At 74.1% G+C, this 17,695-nt stretch carries 14 protein-coding genes; all 14 read left to right on the top strand.

The features are described 5' to 3' along the window. The first annotated feature begins 59 nt into the window (after window positions 1-59). Window positions 60-899: a transketolase gene (locus ACZ4VL_RS05530; RefSeq protein ID WP_468196185.1), complete on the top strand. Its 840-nt coding sequence runs from the start codon at window positions 60-62 to the stop codon at window positions 897-899. Then, the gene (locus ACZ4VL_RS05525) at window positions 896-1,840 is read left to right on the top strand and encodes a transketolase family protein (RefSeq protein ID WP_468196183.1); all 945 of its coding nucleotides are present in this window, start codon (window positions 896-898) and stop codon (window positions 1,838-1,840) included. The genes ACZ4VL_RS05530 and ACZ4VL_RS05525 overlap by 4 nt, the downstream gene beginning before the upstream one ends. Further along, window positions 1,837-3,099 carry a hypothetical protein gene (locus ACZ4VL_RS05520; RefSeq protein WP_468196180.1) on the top strand — a complete coding sequence of 421 codons (1,263 nt, stop codon included), beginning with the start codon at window positions 1,837-1,839 and terminating at the stop codon, window positions 3,097-3,099. Before ACZ4VL_RS05525 ends, ACZ4VL_RS05520 begins: the two co-directional genes overlap by 4 nt. Further along, window positions 3,096-4,169 (top strand): aminoglycoside phosphotransferase family protein, encoded by a 1,074-nt coding sequence (locus tag ACZ4VL_RS05515; protein ID WP_468196178.1) that lies wholly within the window; start codon window positions 3,096-3,098, stop codon window positions 4,167-4,169. Before ACZ4VL_RS05520 ends, ACZ4VL_RS05515 begins: the two co-directional genes overlap by 4 nt. Further along, window positions 4,162-5,649: an FAD-dependent oxidoreductase gene (locus ACZ4VL_RS05510; RefSeq protein ID WP_468196175.1), complete on the top strand. Its 1,488-nt coding sequence runs from the start codon at window positions 4,162-4,164 to the stop codon at window positions 5,647-5,649. The genes ACZ4VL_RS05515 and ACZ4VL_RS05510 overlap by 8 nt, the downstream gene beginning before the upstream one ends. After that, on the top strand, window positions 5,649-8,084 hold the full coding sequence (locus ACZ4VL_RS05505; RefSeq protein WP_468196173.1) for a non-ribosomal peptide synthetase: 2,436 nt from the start codon (window positions 5,649-5,651) through the stop codon (window positions 8,082-8,084). The genes ACZ4VL_RS05510 and ACZ4VL_RS05505 overlap by 1 nt, the downstream gene beginning before the upstream one ends. Continuing rightward, window positions 8,081-11,173 carry a type I polyketide synthase gene (locus tag ACZ4VL_RS05500; protein ID WP_468196171.1) on the top strand — a complete coding sequence of 1,031 codons (3,093 nt, stop codon included), beginning with the start codon at window positions 8,081-8,083 and terminating at the stop codon, window positions 11,171-11,173. Before ACZ4VL_RS05505 ends, ACZ4VL_RS05500 begins: the two co-directional genes overlap by 4 nt. Continuing rightward, a complete protein-coding gene (locus tag ACZ4VL_RS05495; protein WP_468196169.1) occupies window positions 11,170-12,012 on the top strand; it encodes a 3-hydroxyacyl-CoA dehydrogenase family protein in 843 nt (280 codons plus the stop codon). Before ACZ4VL_RS05500 ends, ACZ4VL_RS05495 begins: the two co-directional genes overlap by 4 nt. A gap of 3 nt (window positions 12,013-12,015) precedes the next feature. Further along, complete coding sequence (locus tag ACZ4VL_RS05490) at window positions 12,016-12,297, top strand: acyl carrier protein (RefSeq protein WP_468196167.1); 282 nt, start codon at window positions 12,016-12,018, stop codon at window positions 12,295-12,297. 8 nt (window positions 12,298-12,305) lie between these two features. Next, a complete protein-coding gene (locus ACZ4VL_RS05485; protein WP_468196165.1) occupies window positions 12,306-13,475 on the top strand; it encodes an acyl-CoA dehydrogenase family protein in 1,170 nt (389 codons plus the stop codon). Continuing rightward, a complete protein-coding gene (locus ACZ4VL_RS05480) occupies window positions 13,462-14,598 on the top strand; it encodes an HAD-IIIC family phosphatase (protein WP_468196163.1) in 1,137 nt (378 codons plus the stop codon). Before ACZ4VL_RS05485 ends, ACZ4VL_RS05480 begins: the two co-directional genes overlap by 14 nt. Next, a complete protein-coding gene (locus ACZ4VL_RS05475) occupies window positions 14,595-15,218 on the top strand; it encodes a class I SAM-dependent methyltransferase (RefSeq protein ID WP_468196161.1) in 624 nt (207 codons plus the stop codon). The genes ACZ4VL_RS05480 and ACZ4VL_RS05475 overlap by 4 nt, the downstream gene beginning before the upstream one ends. An 8-nt stretch (window positions 15,219-15,226) precedes the next feature. Continuing rightward, on the top strand, window positions 15,227-15,952 hold the full coding sequence (locus ACZ4VL_RS05470) for an SDR family NAD(P)-dependent oxidoreductase (RefSeq protein WP_468196158.1): 726 nt from the start codon (window positions 15,227-15,229) through the stop codon (window positions 15,950-15,952). 93 nt (window positions 15,953-16,045) lie between these two features. After that, on the top strand, window positions 16,046-17,332 hold the full coding sequence (locus ACZ4VL_RS05465; RefSeq protein ID WP_468196155.1) for an MFS transporter: 1,287 nt from the start codon (window positions 16,046-16,048) through the stop codon (window positions 17,330-17,332). Window positions 17,333-17,695: the final 363 nt, after the last annotated feature.

The following is a 17,695-nucleotide window of genomic DNA, read 5'->3' as shown; positions in this document are numbered from 1 at the left end:
GCCGGGCCGATACGCACCCCGACCACGAGCCGCCCCTTCGCGGCAGACCGGAGGACGTCGTGCTCCATCCCGACGAACTGGCCCGGCGTGCCCGGCGGAGAGTCGTCGAACTGGCCGCACGCAAGCCGGTTCACCTCGGCGCCGCGCTGTCCATGACCGACCTGCTCGCCGTCCTCTACACGCGAGGCCTGCGATACCGCCCGGACCGGCCCGATTGGACCGACCGGGACCTGCTCGTCCTCAGCAAGGGCCACGGCGCCTACGGCCTCTACGCGGTCCTCGCCGAACTCGGCGTCATCACGACGGACCTGGCCGCTCTGCCCGGCCACCCCTCCGATGCCGTACCCGGCATCGAGGCCGCGACCGGCGCCCTCGGCCACGGCCTCTCCCTCGGCTGCGGCATGGCCCTCGGCGCGCGGCTGGCGGGCCGCGACCAGCGGGTCGTCGTCGTCACCGGCGACGGCGAACTCGACGAAGGAAGCAACTGGGAGGCCGCGCAGTTCGCCGCCCACCACCGCCTCGACAACCTCCTCGCCGTCGTGGACCGCAACCGGCTCCAACAGGAGGGCGACACCGAGACCGTCAACGCCCTCGAACCGCTCGCCGACAAGTGGCGGGCGTTCGGCTGGCAGGTCGCCGAGGCCGACGGGCACGACACCGGCGCCGTCACCGACGCCCTCGCCGTGCTCCGGGCCGGCGACGGACCCGCCGTGCTCCTCGCACACACGGTCAAGGCCAAGGGCGTTCCCTTCGCCGAAGGCGATCCCGCCTGGCACATGGGCCAGTTGGACGCCGCGCAGCACCGGACGGCCCTCGCCGCCCTCGACGGACCCGCTGCCCCCGCCCCCACCCTTGCTCCCGCCCCCGTCCTTGCCGCCGCGCGAGGTGAGCAGTCGTGACCACCGCACCGCTCACCATGCGTGCCGCGCTGGCCGCGGCCCTGACCGAGGCCGTCGACGCGGACCCCGCACTGGTCACCCTGGGCGCCGACGGACAGGCCCTGTTCCAGGGAGTCATGGCCCGCCACCCGCGCCGGTACGTCGACGTCGGCATCGCCGAGGCGAACCTCGTCGGAGTCGCCGCCGGCCTCGCCCGCAGCGGCATGCGCCCCGTGGCGGCCGCGATGGCACCCTTCCTCGTCCGGCGGGCGTACGAACAGCTGCGCCTCGACGTGTGCGTGCCGGCGCTGCCCGTGGTCTTCCTCGGCGTCGGCGGCGGACTGGGCTACGGCCACCTCGGCCCCACCCACCACGCCACCGACGACATCACCCTCATGTCGGCGCTGCCCCACATGAGCGTCCACTGCCCCGCCGACGCCGCCGACGCGGTGTCCGTGCTGCGCACCCTGCTCCCGGCCGACGGTCCCGCGTACGTACGGCTCTCCGCGCGCGCCGATCCGAGGCTGCCCGCCGAGGCCTCCGACGGCGACCCGCGCACCCCCCGCCTGCTGCGCGCCGGGGACGACGTACTGCTGCTGGCCACCGGCCGCTGCGTGGCCGAGGCGCTCGCCGCGGCCGACGCCCTCGCCGACGACGGTGTGGATGCCGCCGTCGCCTCGGTGACCACCCTCCATCCCTTCCCCCGGGAGGCCGTACGGGCGCTGGCCCGCGACCGGGCGCTCGTCGTCACCGCCGCGGAGTCCTTGGGTCCGGGCGGCCTGGGGGACCGCACCGCACTGACGCTCGGCCGTGAGGGCCCCCCGTTGGTGCGTCTGGAGACCGACCACCGCCACCCACCGGTCGCGTCCCACGAAGACCTTCTCCACTTCTACGGCGTGGACGGCCGCGGCATCCGGTCCGCCGTGCTCGGTCAACTCACCAGGAACACGAGGAAAGCGTGACGATGAGGATCCTCTCCAGCGCCCAGGCCTGCGGATTCGGGCCCGTCTCCAAACTGGTCGCCATCACCCCGCTGCTCGCCGGCAGCAGGGTCGACTTCGTCGGCCAGGACGTCGCACTCGACTTCGCGCGGCGGCACAGCCACCGCTTCCACCGCATCACCGAAGGCGACACCCGCCGCCACGAGGACGTGGCGCAGCCCCTCGCCGACGCCGATCTCGTGGTCAGCGTCATGGACGCCGAGCTCGTCTTCCGGGCGGTACGCGCCGAGGTCCCCGTGCTCTTCTTCGACAGCCTCCTCGGCTTCTGGCTGACCGACCGCTCCTTCGAGGAGCTGGCGGCGCGCGCACAGCTCGTCCGCTGGGCCGACGACGACACGGCCCGCTACGTCTTCGACTCGCTCGCCCCGCACGAGCGCATCCTGGTCGCCCATCTCCTCGCCCGGCGGTCCTATGCGCAGAACTTCCCCGGTGTGCCCGCCCGCATCGCCGCCCTTGCCGGGGCGGGTGCCGACCACATCGAGCTGTGCGGTCCCATCGTCGACCGCAACGCCTTGGAGAGCGCCCTCACCGAGCCGTCGCCGGAGCGGCCGGCCGGCCTCCTGATCAACCTCGGCGGCTTCCAGAACTTCTTCCTCGACTACGAGTCCCACAACGCCTACCTCGACGTCCTGCGCCGCTGGGTCGCCGAACTGGCCGCGGCCCGCCCCGAACTGGGCCGCATCCTGGTCTGCGGCGGAGCGTTCCGCCAACCCGTCACCGAGACCCACGGCGAGGTCGAGGTCGAGTACGCCTTCCTGCCCCAGACGGAATTCCTCCGGCACCTCGCCCACGCTCCGCTCTACGCCGTGCCGCCGAGCCTCACCTCGCTGCACGAGGCCGTCATCCTGCGCCGGCTGCCGCTGCTGCTCCCCGAGCAGCACTACGGCCACATCGCCAACCTGCGCGCCCTGCGCGGCACCGTCGTCGGCGACATCGCGGCCAGCCTCACCGACCTCGGCAGCAGGTTCGACGTCCCCGAGGACGATCTGGAGGGCACCAAGGCCCTCGACCGGCTCACCCGCGAACTCCTGAACGACGAGTCCGGCTACCGCCACCTCGTCGATCACCTGGACGCACGTTTGACCGCCTACCAGGAACTGACCGCCCAGGAACGCCAAGCCGCCGTCGACGAACTCGGCGCCCTGCTCGGCGGACCCGCGCTGGCAGACCTGCTCGACCGCGCCGACGCGGCCCTCGCCCCCGCCGGGAGCAACGCATGACCCGCACCCCCGTCCCGCACCCTCCCACCTCCTCCGCTTCCGCATCCGCCCCCGCCCCCGCCTCCTCCGCCCCGGTCCCGGCCGACCTCGCCGACCTGACCGAACGGACCGTCGACACCGACGAGGTCGCGCGGCTGATGCTCGCCGCGCACCTGGAGCGCACCGGCGCCCCCGAGCCCGGCCCCGACCGCGTGCGGTCCACCACGTGGACTCCGGCCGGTGCCCGCAAGATCCGCCGACGCACCTTCGTCCAGCTCGACGTCGACGACGTGCCCGTCGCCGTGGCCAAGGTCCCGCTGTCCGTCACCGATCCGAAACTCGCCCGCGAGCTGGAGATCCTGCGCGGCTTCCCCGCACCCGCGCCGCTCGGAAGCCCGGTGCCGCTGGACGCCCTGTGCGGCGGGTTCACGATGACCCACCTGCCCGGTACCGACCTGCCCACCGCCGTCGCGGGCACCGACGGACCCCACACGCTGTGGCAGGTCCTGCGGCCCGCCGTCGAACGGGTCGCCGAGCTGCACCTGTCGGGGAAGCGGGCCCCGGCCGCCCCGGAGCGCGCCCTCGCGACGGCCGCCGCGTACGTCCGCGAACCCGAGTTCGGCGTCCCGTACGCCGACGAGGCGCTGCGCACGGCCCTTCTGGCGCCCACCCACGGCGACCTGGGCCCGTGGAACGTGCGCTACGACGTCCGCGACGGGTCGGCCAGGGTCCTGGACTTCGAGGACTTCCGCGCCACCGGCATCGCCGCCATGGACATCGTGAACCTTCTCGTCACCACGGCCCTCCCGGTCTTCCCCGACTACCCGGAACACGGCTTCGACTGGCTCTACGACCAGGTCTTCGCCTCGAACCACTGGTTCCGGTCCGTACTGGAGCAGGGCCTGGACCACTACGCGACGCTCACCGGGCAGCACCCCGGCCGCGTCCTCGACCTGCTGCCCTTCACCTGCCAGTGGCTCATCGAGCGCATCGAGGCCGAGGGCCGGGACACCAGCGGTCTCTTCTACCGCACCTTCGTCGAGCGCTACCTGGAGCGACGGCCCGCGGCCTTCGGGAGCAACCATGTCTGAGCAGTTCCGCACCACCCCTGCGGACGCCGTCGTCATCGGGGGCGGCCCCGCCGGACTGTTCGCCGCGCTGACCCTGGTCAGGGCGGGCCGACGCGTCGTCCTCCTCGAAGCCGGCGGCGACATGGGCGAAAGCCTGTGCCCCCGACTCGTGGCGCGCATGGACGGGCGTACGGTCCGCGACGCGGAGAAGTTCCGCCTGCAGTGCCCGCGCTGCACCTGCCTCACGGGCCTCGGCGGCGCCGCGTTCCACTTCGACACCAATCTCGGATACATCTCCTCGCTGACCCGCTCCAAGATCGAGTCGGCGCCCGACGGGACGGTCCGCTCCTACAGCGGTCTGGAACGCGCCCTCGGCTCCTTCGACCGCGCGCAGGACCTCATCTCCGAGGCGTACCGAATCCTGTACGAGCTGGGGCTCCCGCCCGCCGGACCGCCGCACGAGCCGGCCGACTCCCTCCTCGGCGACGGCACCGTCTTCCAGCACGTCGACACCGCGTACTCGCAGAGCGTCACCGTGGACGACTCCCTCGTCGTCATCGCCCGCCTCAAGGCCGAACTGGAACGCGGCGGCGGCAGCGTCCTGCTGCACCACCGGGCCACCGACGTCGAACCGCTGGCCGGCGGCGGGTTCCGGGTCAGCGCCGACACCCCCCGCGGGCCCGCCGCGTTCCGGGCCGAAGGCGTCATCGTCGGCGTCGGCAAACTGGGCCTGCCCTGGGTGCGCGACCTCGCCGGCCGCATCGGCGTACGCCACCGGCCCAGCAGCCGGGTCGACCTGGGCGTGCGGCTGGAAGCCGGCCGGGAGGACCTCGCACCCCTCCTGGACGGCTGCCACAACCCCAAGCTGTCGTTCCTCAACGAGGAGGGCCACTCGGTCCGGACGTTCTGCGTGTGCGAGGGCGGCCGGGTCATGCAGTACGGCTTCCTCGACGCCGTCGCGCTCGACGGGCAGCACTGCCTGAACCAGCCCACGACCAAGTCCAACCTCGGCATCCTCACCACCGTCGACCTGCCCGAGGGGACCGACGGCACCGAACACGCCGGCGCCTTCGCACGGCGCGTCGCCGCGTACGGCGGTGGCCGGCCCGTCGTCAGCACCGTCGACGAACTGTCGGGACGGCCCGCCCCGGAAGGACCGCTCGCCACCAGCCTCATCAGCTACCACCACGGCGACCTGCGCGACTGCCTGCCCGCGTCCATCGTCCGCGACGTTCTCGCCATGGTCGGCCGGCTCAACACCCTTCACCCCGGGCTCGTCCCGGGCACCGCCACGGTCGCGGCACCCGTCGTCGAACGCCTCTTTCCCGACCTGGACCTCTCCGACGACCTGGAGTCGTCCGTGCCGGGGCTGTACTTCGTCGGCGACAGCTCCTCGAAGATCATCGGCATCACGTACGGCGCGGCCACCGGCATGGCCGCGGCCCGCTCCGTGCTGCGCCGCGGCGCCACCGTGGGCCCGCCGACGGGCGGGGGGCACTGATGATCGTCCTGCCGCACCGCATACCCGCCACGGCGCAGCCGCACTACGCACACCGCACCACCCCGCTGTCCGCGCCGGCGGCCGCCCTGCTCGACGGCCCTGGCGGCCACCTGGCGCTCGCCGCCCTCAGCCACCTGCTCCTCCACCGGTACGGAACCGGCTGGGACGTCGTCGGCGCCCCCGGCGGCACCTCCGTGCGCTACGTCTGCGCCGAGGACCGGGAGACGGGCACCCTGGCGGAACTCACCGGAGCAGCGCGTCCGGTCGACGCAGGCCTGCCGGCCGACGGCGAGCCGTACGTGGCCGTACTGCCCGCCCGGCCGGTGATCACCCCGCCGGCCGCTGTCGGGCGACCCGTCTGGACCGCCGCCGCGGAGGGCACCGCCCTGCACCTCACCTACGACGGCGCCGTCGTGGACGCCACCACCGCAGGACGCGTGGCCCGGCACCTGGCCCTGCTCGCCCACCACACGGCGGAACGGCCCCTGACCACCGCGGGCACCGTCGACCTGCTCCTGCCGGACGAGCGGGAGCTGCTGCTGGACACCTGGAACGCCCCGCACACCCCCCACGCGGACACCACCCTGCACGGCATGGTCGGCGAGCAGGCCGCCCGCACACCCGACGCGATCGCCCTGCGGGACGGCGCCACCGAGCTGACGTACGGCGAGCTCGACGCCGCCTCCGACCGGTTCGCCCACCGGCTGCGCCCGCACGTGGGCGAACCCGGTGACCTCGTCGTGCTCACCGGCGACCGGGACCTCTCCCTCTTCACGGCCGTCCTCGGCACGTGGAAGGCCGGGGCCGGCTTCGTCCACCTCGACCCGCACCTGCCGGACCCGCGGGCCGAAGAGATCCTCCGCCTCACCGCTCCCGTCGCAACGCTCACCACGACGACCGGTCACCGCGCCGTCGCCGACCGGGCCCTCGACGTCGCCGCCTTCCTCGACCCGGCGCTGCCCGCCGGTGCGCCCCGTGAGCCCGGTGCACCCGCCGACCTGGCTCGCCCCGACACCACGGCCTACGTGCTGTTCACCTCCGGCAGTACCGGCACCCCCAAGGGCGTCGTCCGCCCGCACCGCATGCACACCTCGCGCATCCGGCTGGAGCAGGCGATGTACGGCATGGGACCGGACGACCGGCACCTGCTCAAGTCGGCGATCAGCTTCCGGGAGTTCGCCTGGCCGCTGGCGACCGGCGGCACCGCGGTGCTGGCCGCGCCCGGCCGGGACAGGGACGACCGCTACCTCGCGGAACTCATCCGCGACCAGCGCATCACCACCGTCAGCTTCGTGCCCTCCATGCTGCGGCTGCTGCTCACCCAGCCCGCGTTCCGGACGGCGCCCGCGCTGCGCCACGTCTTCGTCGGCGGTGAGGCACTCGGGCAGGACCTGGAGGACGAACTGCGCGGCCTCGGCTTCGAGGTCCACAACACGTACACCCTCAGCGAGGCCGATTACGTGTGCCACCGCACCGGACCGCTCACCGCCCCCCGGCCCGAGAACGCGGTCGGTACGGTCGTCGGCATCCCGCTCGACATGCGGATCTACCTCTGCGACGCGGCGGGTCGGCTCGTACCGCCCGGTACCGTCGGGGAGATCCACACCGGCGGCCCCGGACTGGCCGACGGCTACCTCGGCCGCCCCGATCTGACCGCCGACCGCTTCCGCCCCAACCGGGTGGACCCCGCCGGCCCCGAGGTCCTCTTCCGCACCGGAGACCTCGCCCGCCACCTGCCCGACGGCCAGGTCGAGTACCTCGGACGCGCCGACGACCAGGTCAAGGTCCGCGGGCAACGGGTCGAGCCCGCCGAGGTGGAGACCGCGCTGCGGACACACCCCGGCATCGCCGACGCGGCCGTCGTCGGCATTCCCGACCCCGACCAGGGAGCCGTCCTCGTCGCCTACGTCGTACCCGAGCGCGACGAGGTGCCGCCCCAGCGGCTGCGCGACCACCTCGCCGCCCGGCTGCCGGACTTCATGGTGCCCGCACACCTGGCTTCGGTCCCCGCCCTGCCCCTGCTCGACAGCGGCAAGGTCGACCGCAAGGCGCTGCGCGTCCCGCCCCGCACCCGCCCCGACCTCGACGCGCCGTACACCCCGCCCACCACGCCCGACCAGGAGAGGGCCGCCGCCCTGATGGCCCGCGTCCTCGGCCTGGCCACCGTCGGCATCGACGACGACTTCTTCGCCCTGGGCGGCGACTCCCTGCGCCTGATGCTCCTGCGCGGCGCCCTGGAGTCGGCCTGCGGACACGAGATCGCCCTCGCCGACGTCCTCGCCGCCCGTACCCCGCGCGGCCACGCCCGTCTCCTCGGCGACGCGACCGGCACCGTCCCGGCCCGCCGCCCTGCCGAACGGCGGCGCACGCCGCAGCGCAGGAGCACCGCACCGACCGCCCGCACCCGCTCGTCCGAAGGAGGCGAACCGAGATGAACGCCCCCCGGCCCGGCCACCCCGCAGCGGCCCCCGCCGGAGCCCCGGCACCTGCCCCCGCCCCGGCCCCGGACGACGAGTACGCCGTCGCCATCGTCGGCATGGCCGTACGCCTGCCCGGCTGCGACAGCCTCGACCGCTACTGGGAAATCCTCGCCTCGGGCGAGGACAGCATCACCCGGCGCGCCCACACGTCCGGCCCGTTCGTCCCGGCGTACGGCTCGATCCCACGCCCCGCCCACTTCGATCCGGCCCGCTTCGGCATCGCCCCCTCCGAAGCCCTGCTCCTCGACCCGCAGCACCGACTGCTGCTGGAGGCCGCCGACGAAGCGCTGGACGCCGCGAACGTCGACCGCGTCCGCACCCCGGCCGTCAGCGTCTACGCGGGCGTCGGCCACAACGACTACGAACGCTGGGTGGGCACCGCACTCGCCGGACACCCCGGCGTCGACGCCCAGGCCCTGGAGGTCACCAACCGGGGGGACTACGCCGCCACCCGCGTCGCCTACCGGCTCGGCCTGCACGGCGCCGCCGTGACCGTCCAGTCCGCCTGCTCCACCGCGCTCACCGCCGTCCACCTCGCCGTGCAGGACCTCCTCGGCCACGGCAGCGACCTCGCCGTCGCCGGGGTCGCCGCCGTGCGCGTTCCGGCGCCGGGCGGATACGACGCGCCGCTCGGCGGCATCGGCTCCCCGGACGGCGTGTGCCGCCCCTTCGACCGTGCGGCCGGTGGCTCCGTACCCGGCGACGGCGCCGGCGCCGTGGTGCTCAAACGCCTCGCCGACGCCCTGCGCGACGGCGACGACATCTGGGCGGTCGTCCGCGGCACCGCCATGAACAACGACGGCTCCGGCAAGTCCGGCTTCGCCGGCGTCGACCCGGCCGCACAAGTCGAAGTCATCCGCGCCGCACTGCACGTCGCAGGACTCGGGCCCGCGGACATCGACTACGTCGAGGCGCACGGCAGCGGCACCCGCATCGGCGACGCCGCCGAGTGGAGCGCGCTCGGCGAAGTCTTCGCCGACGTACCCCACCCCGTCCACGTCGGGGCCGCCAAAGCCGGCCTCGGCCACCTGCGGGAGGCCGCGGGTCTCGCCGGACTCGTCAAGGCCGTGCTGTCGCTGCGGCACGGGCGGCTCGCCGCCACCCCGCACTTCGAGCGGCTGCCCTCCGACCTCGCCCGCAGGGGCGGCCCGTTGCAGCCGCTGGGCGACGCCCTCGACTGGCCGGTCGCCGAGGGCCGCCCCCGGCGCGCCGGAGTCAGCGCCTTCGGACTCGGCGGAACCAACTGCCACGTCGTTCTCGAAGAAGCCCCGACCCGCCCGCACGACGCCCGAGGAGGAGCGGACGGCGCGCAGCTGGTGCTGCTCTCCAGCCACCACCCCGACGCCCTGACCGCCGACCTCGCCGCCCTGCGCGACCACCTCGACCGCGCCCCGTCCCGCACGGCCGACACCGCCTGGACCAGCCAGACCTCGCACCACCGCCACCCGCACCGCGGCTACGCCGTCGTCACGCCCGAAGGCGGCACCCGGGCGGCGTTCGCGGCCGACCGGCTGCGCGTACAGCACGGCCGGGCACCGGCCCGACCGCCCGAGGTCGTCTTCGTCCTGCCCGGCATCGGCAGCCACTACCCCGGCATGGGCGCCGACCTGGCCCGCACCGACCCCGTCTTCGCGGAACACCTGCGGGCCGCCGTCACGATCGCCGACGAACTCACCGACGGAGCCGTCGGCCGGTCCTTCGCCGCACCACGGGCACGCGGCACCGGTGAAGGCGACCGCGTCGACCTGCGCGCCCTGCTGCGCCGGGACGGCGCCACTCGCCCACCCCACCGGGAGCTGCGCCAGGTCCATCTGTCCCTGTTCTGCCTCGAACACGCCATGGCGCGCACCCTCATCGACCTCGGCATCAGGCCCGCCGCCCTCCTCGGCCACAGCCTGGGGGAGTGGGTTGCCGCGGTGCTGGCCGGCGTCATCGGCCTCGACGACGCCATGGCGGCCGTCGCCCGCCGGGCCGACCTCGTCGTGACGGCCGGGGAAGGCGCCATGCTCGGCGTGCTCGCCTGCGCCGCCGACGTCGAGGAGTACGCCGTCGGCGACACCTGGCTCGCCGCCGACAACGGCCCCGGCCACTGCGTGTTCTCCGGGCGCCCGGCCGCGGTCTCCGCGCTCGCCGACCGGCTGCGCGCAGACGGGTTCACCGTCCTGCCCGTCGACACCGCGCACCCCTTCCACACACCCCAGCTCACGCGGGCCGCCGACCTGCTCGGCGAGGACCTGCGCGGCGTTCGGCTGGGACCGGCGCGCATCCCGATCGCCTCCAGCGTCCTCGGCCGCTGGCTCGACGGGGAGACGCCCGGGCCCTCCTACTGGCGCGACCACATGGTCGGCCGCGTCCGGTTCCGCACCGCCACGGAGCTCGTCCTGAGCCGCCACCGCGTCCTGATCGAGGTCGGCCCCGGCACCGCCCGCCCGTGGCTCGCCCAGAGCGACCCGGACGCCGTGTGCGTACGGACCGTCCGGCACTCCTACGAGCGCGTGCCCGAGCGGCAGGTCCTGCTGGAAGCCCTCGGCGAGCTGTGGACCCACGGCGTCGAGGCCGACTGGGAGCGCCTGCACCCGGCCCCCGGTCGCCGGACGACCCTGCCGCCCCGCAACCTGGTGCGGCGCCGGTACCTGCCGGACACGGTGCCGCCCGCCGACCCCTTCTCGGCCGCCACCCCCACGCCGGCGGTCGCCACGTCCGCGATCGCCGGTGCGACGGACGCACCGGAGCACCGGCCGGAGCCGGCGGCCGGGCCGGCGACGCCCTCGACCGTGGCCGGGTACCTCGCGGAACGCTTCCGCCTCCTCCTCGGCCTGCGCGAGGTCCACCCCGACGACCACTTCTTCCACCTCGGCGGCGACTCGCTGATGGGCGTCCACCTCATCGCGGGCCTCAAGGAACTCACCGGCAGGGCCGTTCCCCCCTCCATCGTCTTCGCCTCCGCGACCCTCGGCGGCATGACGCGCGAGGTGGAGAACTGGCTGGCCACCCCGGAGCAACCGCAACCGGAGCCCATCGAGAACGAAAGCCGCAGGCCGTGACCCCACCCACCATCGGAGTGCTCGGAGCCGGAGTCATCGGATCCAGTGTCGCCCACGCCGCCGCAGCGGCCGGGTACACGGTGACGCTCGTCGACTCCGACGCCGCCGCACTCGACACCGCGCGGGCCGCCGTCCGCAGCCACCGACGCCTCGCCACCCTCCTCGGCGGCGAGCCCGCACCCGCCCCGGACATCCGTGCCACCACCGACCTGACGGCCCTGGCCGGCGTGGGGCTCGTCGTGGAGAACACCACCGAGTCGGAAGCGGCCAAGCGGGCCCTCTACCCGGAGCTGGAGAAGGTCCTCGCCCCCGGCACGACCATCGCCGCCAACACCTCCGCGGTTCCCATCGGCCGGCTCGCCGAACAGCTCGCCGACCCCGGCCGCGTCGTCGGCGTCCACTTCATGAACCCGGTCGACCGGATCGACATGGTCGAAGTCGTGCGCGGCAGGAACACCTCCGACGCGGCCATGCAGGACGTCGACCTGATGCTGCTGCGCCTGGGCAAGAAGGCCGTCGTCGTCCAGGACGCTCCCGGCTTCGTCATCAACCGCGTCCTCATGCCGGTGGTCAACCTCGCCGCCGCCGTCGTCGCAGACGGCGTCGCCACCCCGAGCCAGGTCGACGACCTCTTCAAGGGTTGCCTCGGCCACACCTCGGGGCCGCTGCGCACCGCCGACCTCATCGGCATCGACACCGTCGTCCGCACCTTGGAGGTGCTGCACGACCACTACGGAACCGACGAGTTCGCCACCCACCCGGCCCTGCGCCGGATGGTCGACCAGGGCCTGCTCGGCACCAAGAGCGGCCGCGGATTCTACTCCTACGACGGGAACTGAACCATGGCTTACCCGCTGACCGCCGCCCCCCAGCCCCCCACGCCCGAGACGGTGACCACCACCGTGAGGCAGTTCATCACCCGCCTCAGCGGACGCCCCGGCATGCAGGACGACAGGCCGCTCATCTCCGACGGCGTCCTCGACTCCGTGGCCGCCGTCCAGATGGTCGACTTCGTCGAGCGCACCTTCTGCGTCGAGATCGCCGACGAGGACCTCGAGCTCGTCCACTTCGACTCGATCCAGGGCCTCGCCGGGCTCGTCAACCGCAAGCTGGCGGCATCGTGACCGGTTCCGTGCCCGAAGCACTCCTGGAGGCCCTGCGCGACGAGGCGTTCGTCGCCCGCGCCACGGCCTGGGAACGTGCCGGGGCCGTACCGCGCAAGGCCATCGACGAACTGGCCGGCCTCGGACTGCTCGGCCTGACCGTGGACACCGCCCACCAGGGCAGCGGCACGCCCCTGGCCGCCGTCACCGACGTGCACCGCCTGGTGGCCGCCACCTCACCCAGTCTGCACAGCCTGCTCGTCGTCCACGCCATGGTCTGCCACGCGGTGCGCCGCTGGGCTTCACCCGAGCTGCGCGACGCGCTGCTGCCCGAACTGGCGACCGGCCGGATGCTCGCCGCGTTCGCGCTCACCGAGGAGGAGGCCGGCGCCGACATCGGCGCCCTGACCACCACCATCGAACGTGACGGTGACACGCTCCGGATCAACGGCACCAAACGCTGGCTGTCGTTCGGCCAGATCGCTGACGCGTACCTCGTCTTCGGCAGCACGGCGGGGCGCGGCAGCTGCGCTCTGGTCGACGCCGGGGTCGGCGTGCACGTCGGCGTGGAACCCGTCACCGCGGGGCTGCGCGCCGCACGGCTCGCCCGCGTCACCTTCGACGGCGCCACGGCACCGGCCGCCCGGGCGGTCGCCCGTCCCGGCTTCGGCATCCCGTTCGTGGTGACGTCCTGCCTGACACTGGGCAGGCTGTACGTCGCCGCCGGCGCCGTGGGCGTCGCGGAGGCGGCCCTCCGCCTCGCCGCCGACCACGCCGCCACCCGTGCCCAGGGCGGTGCCACCCTCGGTGACCGGCAACTCGTCAGGGGCCTGCTCGCCGATGCCGCGATCGCCACCGACGCCGCCGCCCGCTACGTACGGCAGACCGCCGACGAGGTCGAGGACCGGGCGCCGTCCGCCGCGGTGACCGTCGCGCGGGCCAAGCTGCTGGCCAGCCGTGCGGCGAGCACCGCCACCGCCACCGCCTCCCGGCTCCTCGGCGCGGCCGGCCAGACCGAGGACCACGCGCTGGCCCGCCTGCACGCCGCCGCGCGCGTCCACGAGGTCATCGAGGGGCCGACCGAAGTGCTCCAGGACATCGTCGCCGCCGACCTGCTGCGCGGCCGGGGCACCACCACGGACCGCGCGACCGCCCGTACGGCGGCGCACCACGGAAAGGACGACCGTGCAGGACACTGAGCTGCTGCACACCCCGGCGGCCCCGCAGGTCAAGTGCGTGGTCTGGGACCTGGACGACACCCTGTGGGACGGCACGCTCCTCGAGGGCGACGACGTCAGCGTCCCCGACGCCAACCGGAAACTGATCCGGACCCTCGACGAACACGGCATCCTCCAGTCCGTCGCCAGCCGCAACGAACCCGGCCCCGTCGCGGAGCGGCTGCGCGCCCTCGGGCTCGACGAGTACTTCCTGTACCCGCAGGTCGGCTGGTCGGCCAAGTCCGCCTCGCTGCGCGCCGTGACGCGGGAGCTGAACATCTCCCCCGACAGCGTGCTGTTCGTGGACGACTCGGAGTTCGAACGGGCCGAGGTGGCCGGCGCGCTGCCCCGGGTGCGGTGCATGACCAGGCAGGAGCTGCACGCCCTGGTGGCTGCTGGCGGGGTGTTGCCCGCACAGGTCACCGACGACGCGCGGCACCGCCGGGCGATGTACCTGGCGGAGGGCCGGCGCCGCAGCCACGAGGTGGCGTTCGACGGGCCGGCGGAGGAGTTCCTGCGTTCCCTCGACATGACCCTGCGCGTCCGCGAGGCGAGCACCGCGGACCTCGCCCGCGCTGCCGAACTGACCCAGCGCACCCACCAGCTCAACACCACCGGCATCACCTTCGACGAGGACGAGCTCTCGTCGCTGATCCGGGACCCGGGCCACCGCGTGCTCGTCGCCGAACTCGACGACCGCTTCGGCACGTACGGCACCATCGGTCTCGCCGTCGTCGGCACCGGCCCCACGGACCCGGCAGGGGACCCGCGCGCCGGCGCCGCCCCCCGGTGGACGATCCGCCTGCTGCTGATGTCGTGCCGGGTCATGGGCCGCAACGTCGGCAGCGCCCTGATCGCGGCCGTCACCCGGCTGGCCGACGCGCACGGTGCCGGCACCGTCGCCCTCTTCCGCCCCACCGAGCGCAACCGGCAGATGCTCGTCACCTACCGGTTCGCGGGATTCACCGTCGAGTCCCGCACGGACGACCTGGTCGTCCTCTCCCTCTCCGGCGAACGCCGCCCGGCCGTACCCGGCTACGTGCGCCTCGTCGCCGACGACACCCCCGCCGCCCCGCGCGGCACGACACAGGAGCTGACCGCATGACCGCCTTCACCCAGAGCTGGACCGACACCTTCTCCTCCGTGTACGCCGAGGAGCCGCTCGCCAAGCTCTCCTGGTTCAACGCCTCCCCGGGGCTCGAACTCATCAAGCGCGTCGTCGACGGCACCCTCAAGCCCGGCCAGCGTCTCGTCGACCTGGGCAGCGGCCCGGGCGTCGACGCGGTGTTCCTCTCGGTCCAGGGACTCGACGTGACCGGTGTCGACCTGTCGCCCGAGGCGGTCGCCCGCGCCCGCCGGTGGGCCGAACTGGCCGGTGCGTCGGCGGAGTTCATCCAGGGGGACGTGCTCGACGTACCGCTCCCCGACAGCACGGCGGACGTCGTGACCGATTCGTTCGTCTTCCACAACATGCGCGACGAGGCGCGTGAGCGGTACGCCGACGAGGTGCACCGCCTGCTGAAGCCGGGCGGGCTGTTCCTCCTCAACTCGTTCTCCGACCACATGGTCGAGGGCACCGGACCGCGCCGCATCACCAGCGAGGAGATACTCGCCACCTTCCGGTCCGACCGGTTCGCGTGCGTGGGGCTGTACGTGTACCGCAACGTTCCCACCCGCACCAAGCCCGACCAGCTGCACTGGTTCGGCGAATTCCGGGCCCGCTGATGCGGGTCGTGGTCACCGGAGGCGGCCGGGGCATCGGACGCGCCGTCGCGCTCGGTTTCGCCGAGCGCGGCGCCCGGGTCGCCCTGATGGCCCGTACCACCGACCAGGTGCAGTCGGTGGCGGCCGAGATCGCGGCCCTCGGAGCCGATGCCCTCGCGCTGCCGGCCGACGTCGGGGACGAGGAGCAGGTGCAGTGGTGCGCCGAGCAGGTGACGGCGGCGTTCGGCGGCGTGGACGTCCTCGTCAATGCCGCCGGGCTGTTCGATCTGGGCCCCACCACCGGCTTCTCCGTGCACGACGCCCGCGCACTGCTGGACACGAACGTCATCGGCACCTTCCTCACCTGCAAGGTCTTCGGCAGGCAGCTGCTGGAGCAGGGCCACGGCAAGGTCGTCAACTTCTGCTCACTGCTGTCGTACACCGCGTTCCCCGAGCGGGCGCTGTACGCGGCGAGCAAGGGCGGTGTCCTGCAGCTGACCCGCAGCCTCGGCGTCGAGTGGGCCGCCCGCGGCGTCAACGTCAACGCGGTGGCCCCGGGCATGATCCGCATCGAGACGCCGCACCCGGCCGCGCTCGCCGAGGACGCCATCGTGGGGCGCATTCCCGCCCGCCGGCGCGGCAGACCGCAGGACATCGTCGGCCCTGTCCTTTTCCTGGCCTCCCCGGAGGCCGACTACATCAACGGCCAGACCCTGGTCGTCGACGGAGGCTGGCTCAGCTATGGATACCTCTGAACACCACCGCCCCCTGGCAGACCGCTGCAGGGCGTCCCCGGGCGCGTCGCCGCGCCACGGCGGATCCGCGTCCGCGCGGGGCGGGGCGGACCGGTGAAAGCAGCGGCACGCAGGCCGCTGCCCCTCTACAAGGGGTTCCTCACCGGCTGGGGTGCCACCACGTTCGGCACCGGCCTCGTGCTGCCCCTCACCGTGGCCTACCTCCGGGAGACGCTCGGTCTGCCCACCTCCGCCGTCTCGCTGTACTTCGCGCTGTTCGCGATGGCCGGGCTCGTCGTCAATCCGCTCGCGGGCAGGATCGGCACGGTCCACGGACCCGGCCTGTCCGCGATCGGGGCCACCGTCCTCCAGGCCGCGGGCGCGGTCCTGCTGGCGGCGGCGGACTCGACGGCCGCCACCGTGCCCGCCGCCTGCCTCTCCGGGGCGGGCACCGGTGCCTACTACGCGGTCCAGACACCGCTGCTCACCAAGGTCTTCGGCACCTCGGAACTCAGCCGCGTCCTCTCGGACCAGCACCGCATCTCCGCCCTGACCGTGGCCGTCGGCGCGCTGCTCGGAGGCCAGGCCGTCGAACACCTGGGCGCGGGCGGGTACCCCCTGTGTCTGGTCGCCAATGCGGTCAGCTACCTGCTGTACGGGGCCGCGCTCGTCCGTCTCCGGCGGGCGGAGCGACGGCCCGCCGGAGACGGCCCGGACGGCGCCGGTTCCGCCGGACCCCGTGCGGGGGCGGGGGAGCGGGGCGCGGCGCTGCGCGACACGGTGTTCCTGCGGCTCCTCCTCCTGCAAACCGCCCTGGTCGTCTTCGGCATCGCCCAGGTGGACGCCGTGGTTCCGGCGATCCTGCGCAACGCGCACTTGTCCGTTTCCGCCATCAGCGTGGTCGTCGCCTGCAACACCGTTGGCGTCATCGCCTTCCAGGGCCTCGCCCTGCGGGCCGTCGAACGCATCGGTTACGTCGCCGCGCTGACGGCGGCCATCCTGGTCTGGGTGGCCGCCATGGCGGCCCTGACGGCAGCCGTGCTGGTGCCCGGGGCGGGGGTGCGCCTGCTGCTCGGTGCGTTGTTCGGGCTGGTCTTCGCCGTCGGCGAGTGCCTGATCGCGCCGAGCGTCCAGCCGCTCGTCACGCAGACCGCCCCGGCGGCGCGGTTGGAGAGCTATGCCGCGGCCACCTCGCTCGCCCACGGCCTCGGCGCGTTCGTCGCGCCACTGGTGCTCCTGCCCGTCGTGGACGGCGGCGGGGTGTGGAGCTACCTCGCCCTGCAACTCGGCGGCTACGGCCTCGCGCTGTACGCCCTGCTCTCGTTCCGGTCCCGCAGCGTCCGCCGCCCGGCGGCGTCCGCCCTGGTCAAGGAGGCACCTCCAGAGGAGGCATCCGCGTGAAGGAGTCCATCGTGCGCCCCGACCCGCATCGGTCGGCGCCGTCGGCGCCGGCGGGGCGGCCCGTACGCGGCGACCTGCCGGGACCCGGCGAGGCCGCAGTCTGGATCGTCCCCCTGGACGACGTTCCCGACCAGCGTCCGGAACGCGTGCTCGACCGGCGGGAGCGGGCCCGGGCGGCTGCGTTCCGGGACGGCCTCGCGCGGCGCCGCTACGTCGCCTCGCACCTCGCGCTGCGGACCGTACTCGGCGGGTGCCTCGGCATCGCGCCCCGGGGGGGGGGGGGGGGGGGGGGGGGGGGGGGGGTGGGGGGGTGGGGGGGGGGGGGGGGGGGAAAAAAGAGGGGGAGCGTGGGGGAAGGGAGGG

It is taken from the genome of Streptomyces sp. NPDC029014 (assembly GCF_055564695.1).
This window is presented reverse-complemented; position numbering and strand designations above follow the sequence as displayed.

What these genes read in the sequence shown, in the direction of transcription:
- ACZ4VL_RS05515 (WP_468196178.1), top strand. Translation starts at nt 3,096, where the DNA reads ATGACCCGCACCCCCGTCCCGCACCCTCCCACCTCCTCCGCTTCCGCA.
- ACZ4VL_RS05510 (WP_468196175.1), top strand. Translation starts at nt 4,162, where the DNA reads ATGTCTGAGCAGTTCCGCACCACCCCTGCGGACGCCGTCGTCATCGGG.
- ACZ4VL_RS05505 (WP_468196173.1), top strand. Translation starts at nt 5,649, where the DNA reads ATGATCGTCCTGCCGCACCGCATACCCGCCACGGCGCAGCCGCACTAC.
- ACZ4VL_RS05500 (WP_468196171.1), top strand. Translation starts at nt 8,081, where the DNA reads ATGAACGCCCCCCGGCCCGGCCACCCCGCAGCGGCCCCCGCCGGAGCC.
- ACZ4VL_RS05490 (WP_468196167.1), top strand. Translation starts at nt 12,016, where the DNA reads ATGGCTTACCCGCTGACCGCCGCCCCCCAGCCCCCCACGCCCGAGACG.
- ACZ4VL_RS05475 (WP_468196161.1), top strand. Translation starts at nt 14,595, where the DNA reads ATGACCGCCTTCACCCAGAGCTGGACCGACACCTTCTCCTCCGTGTAC.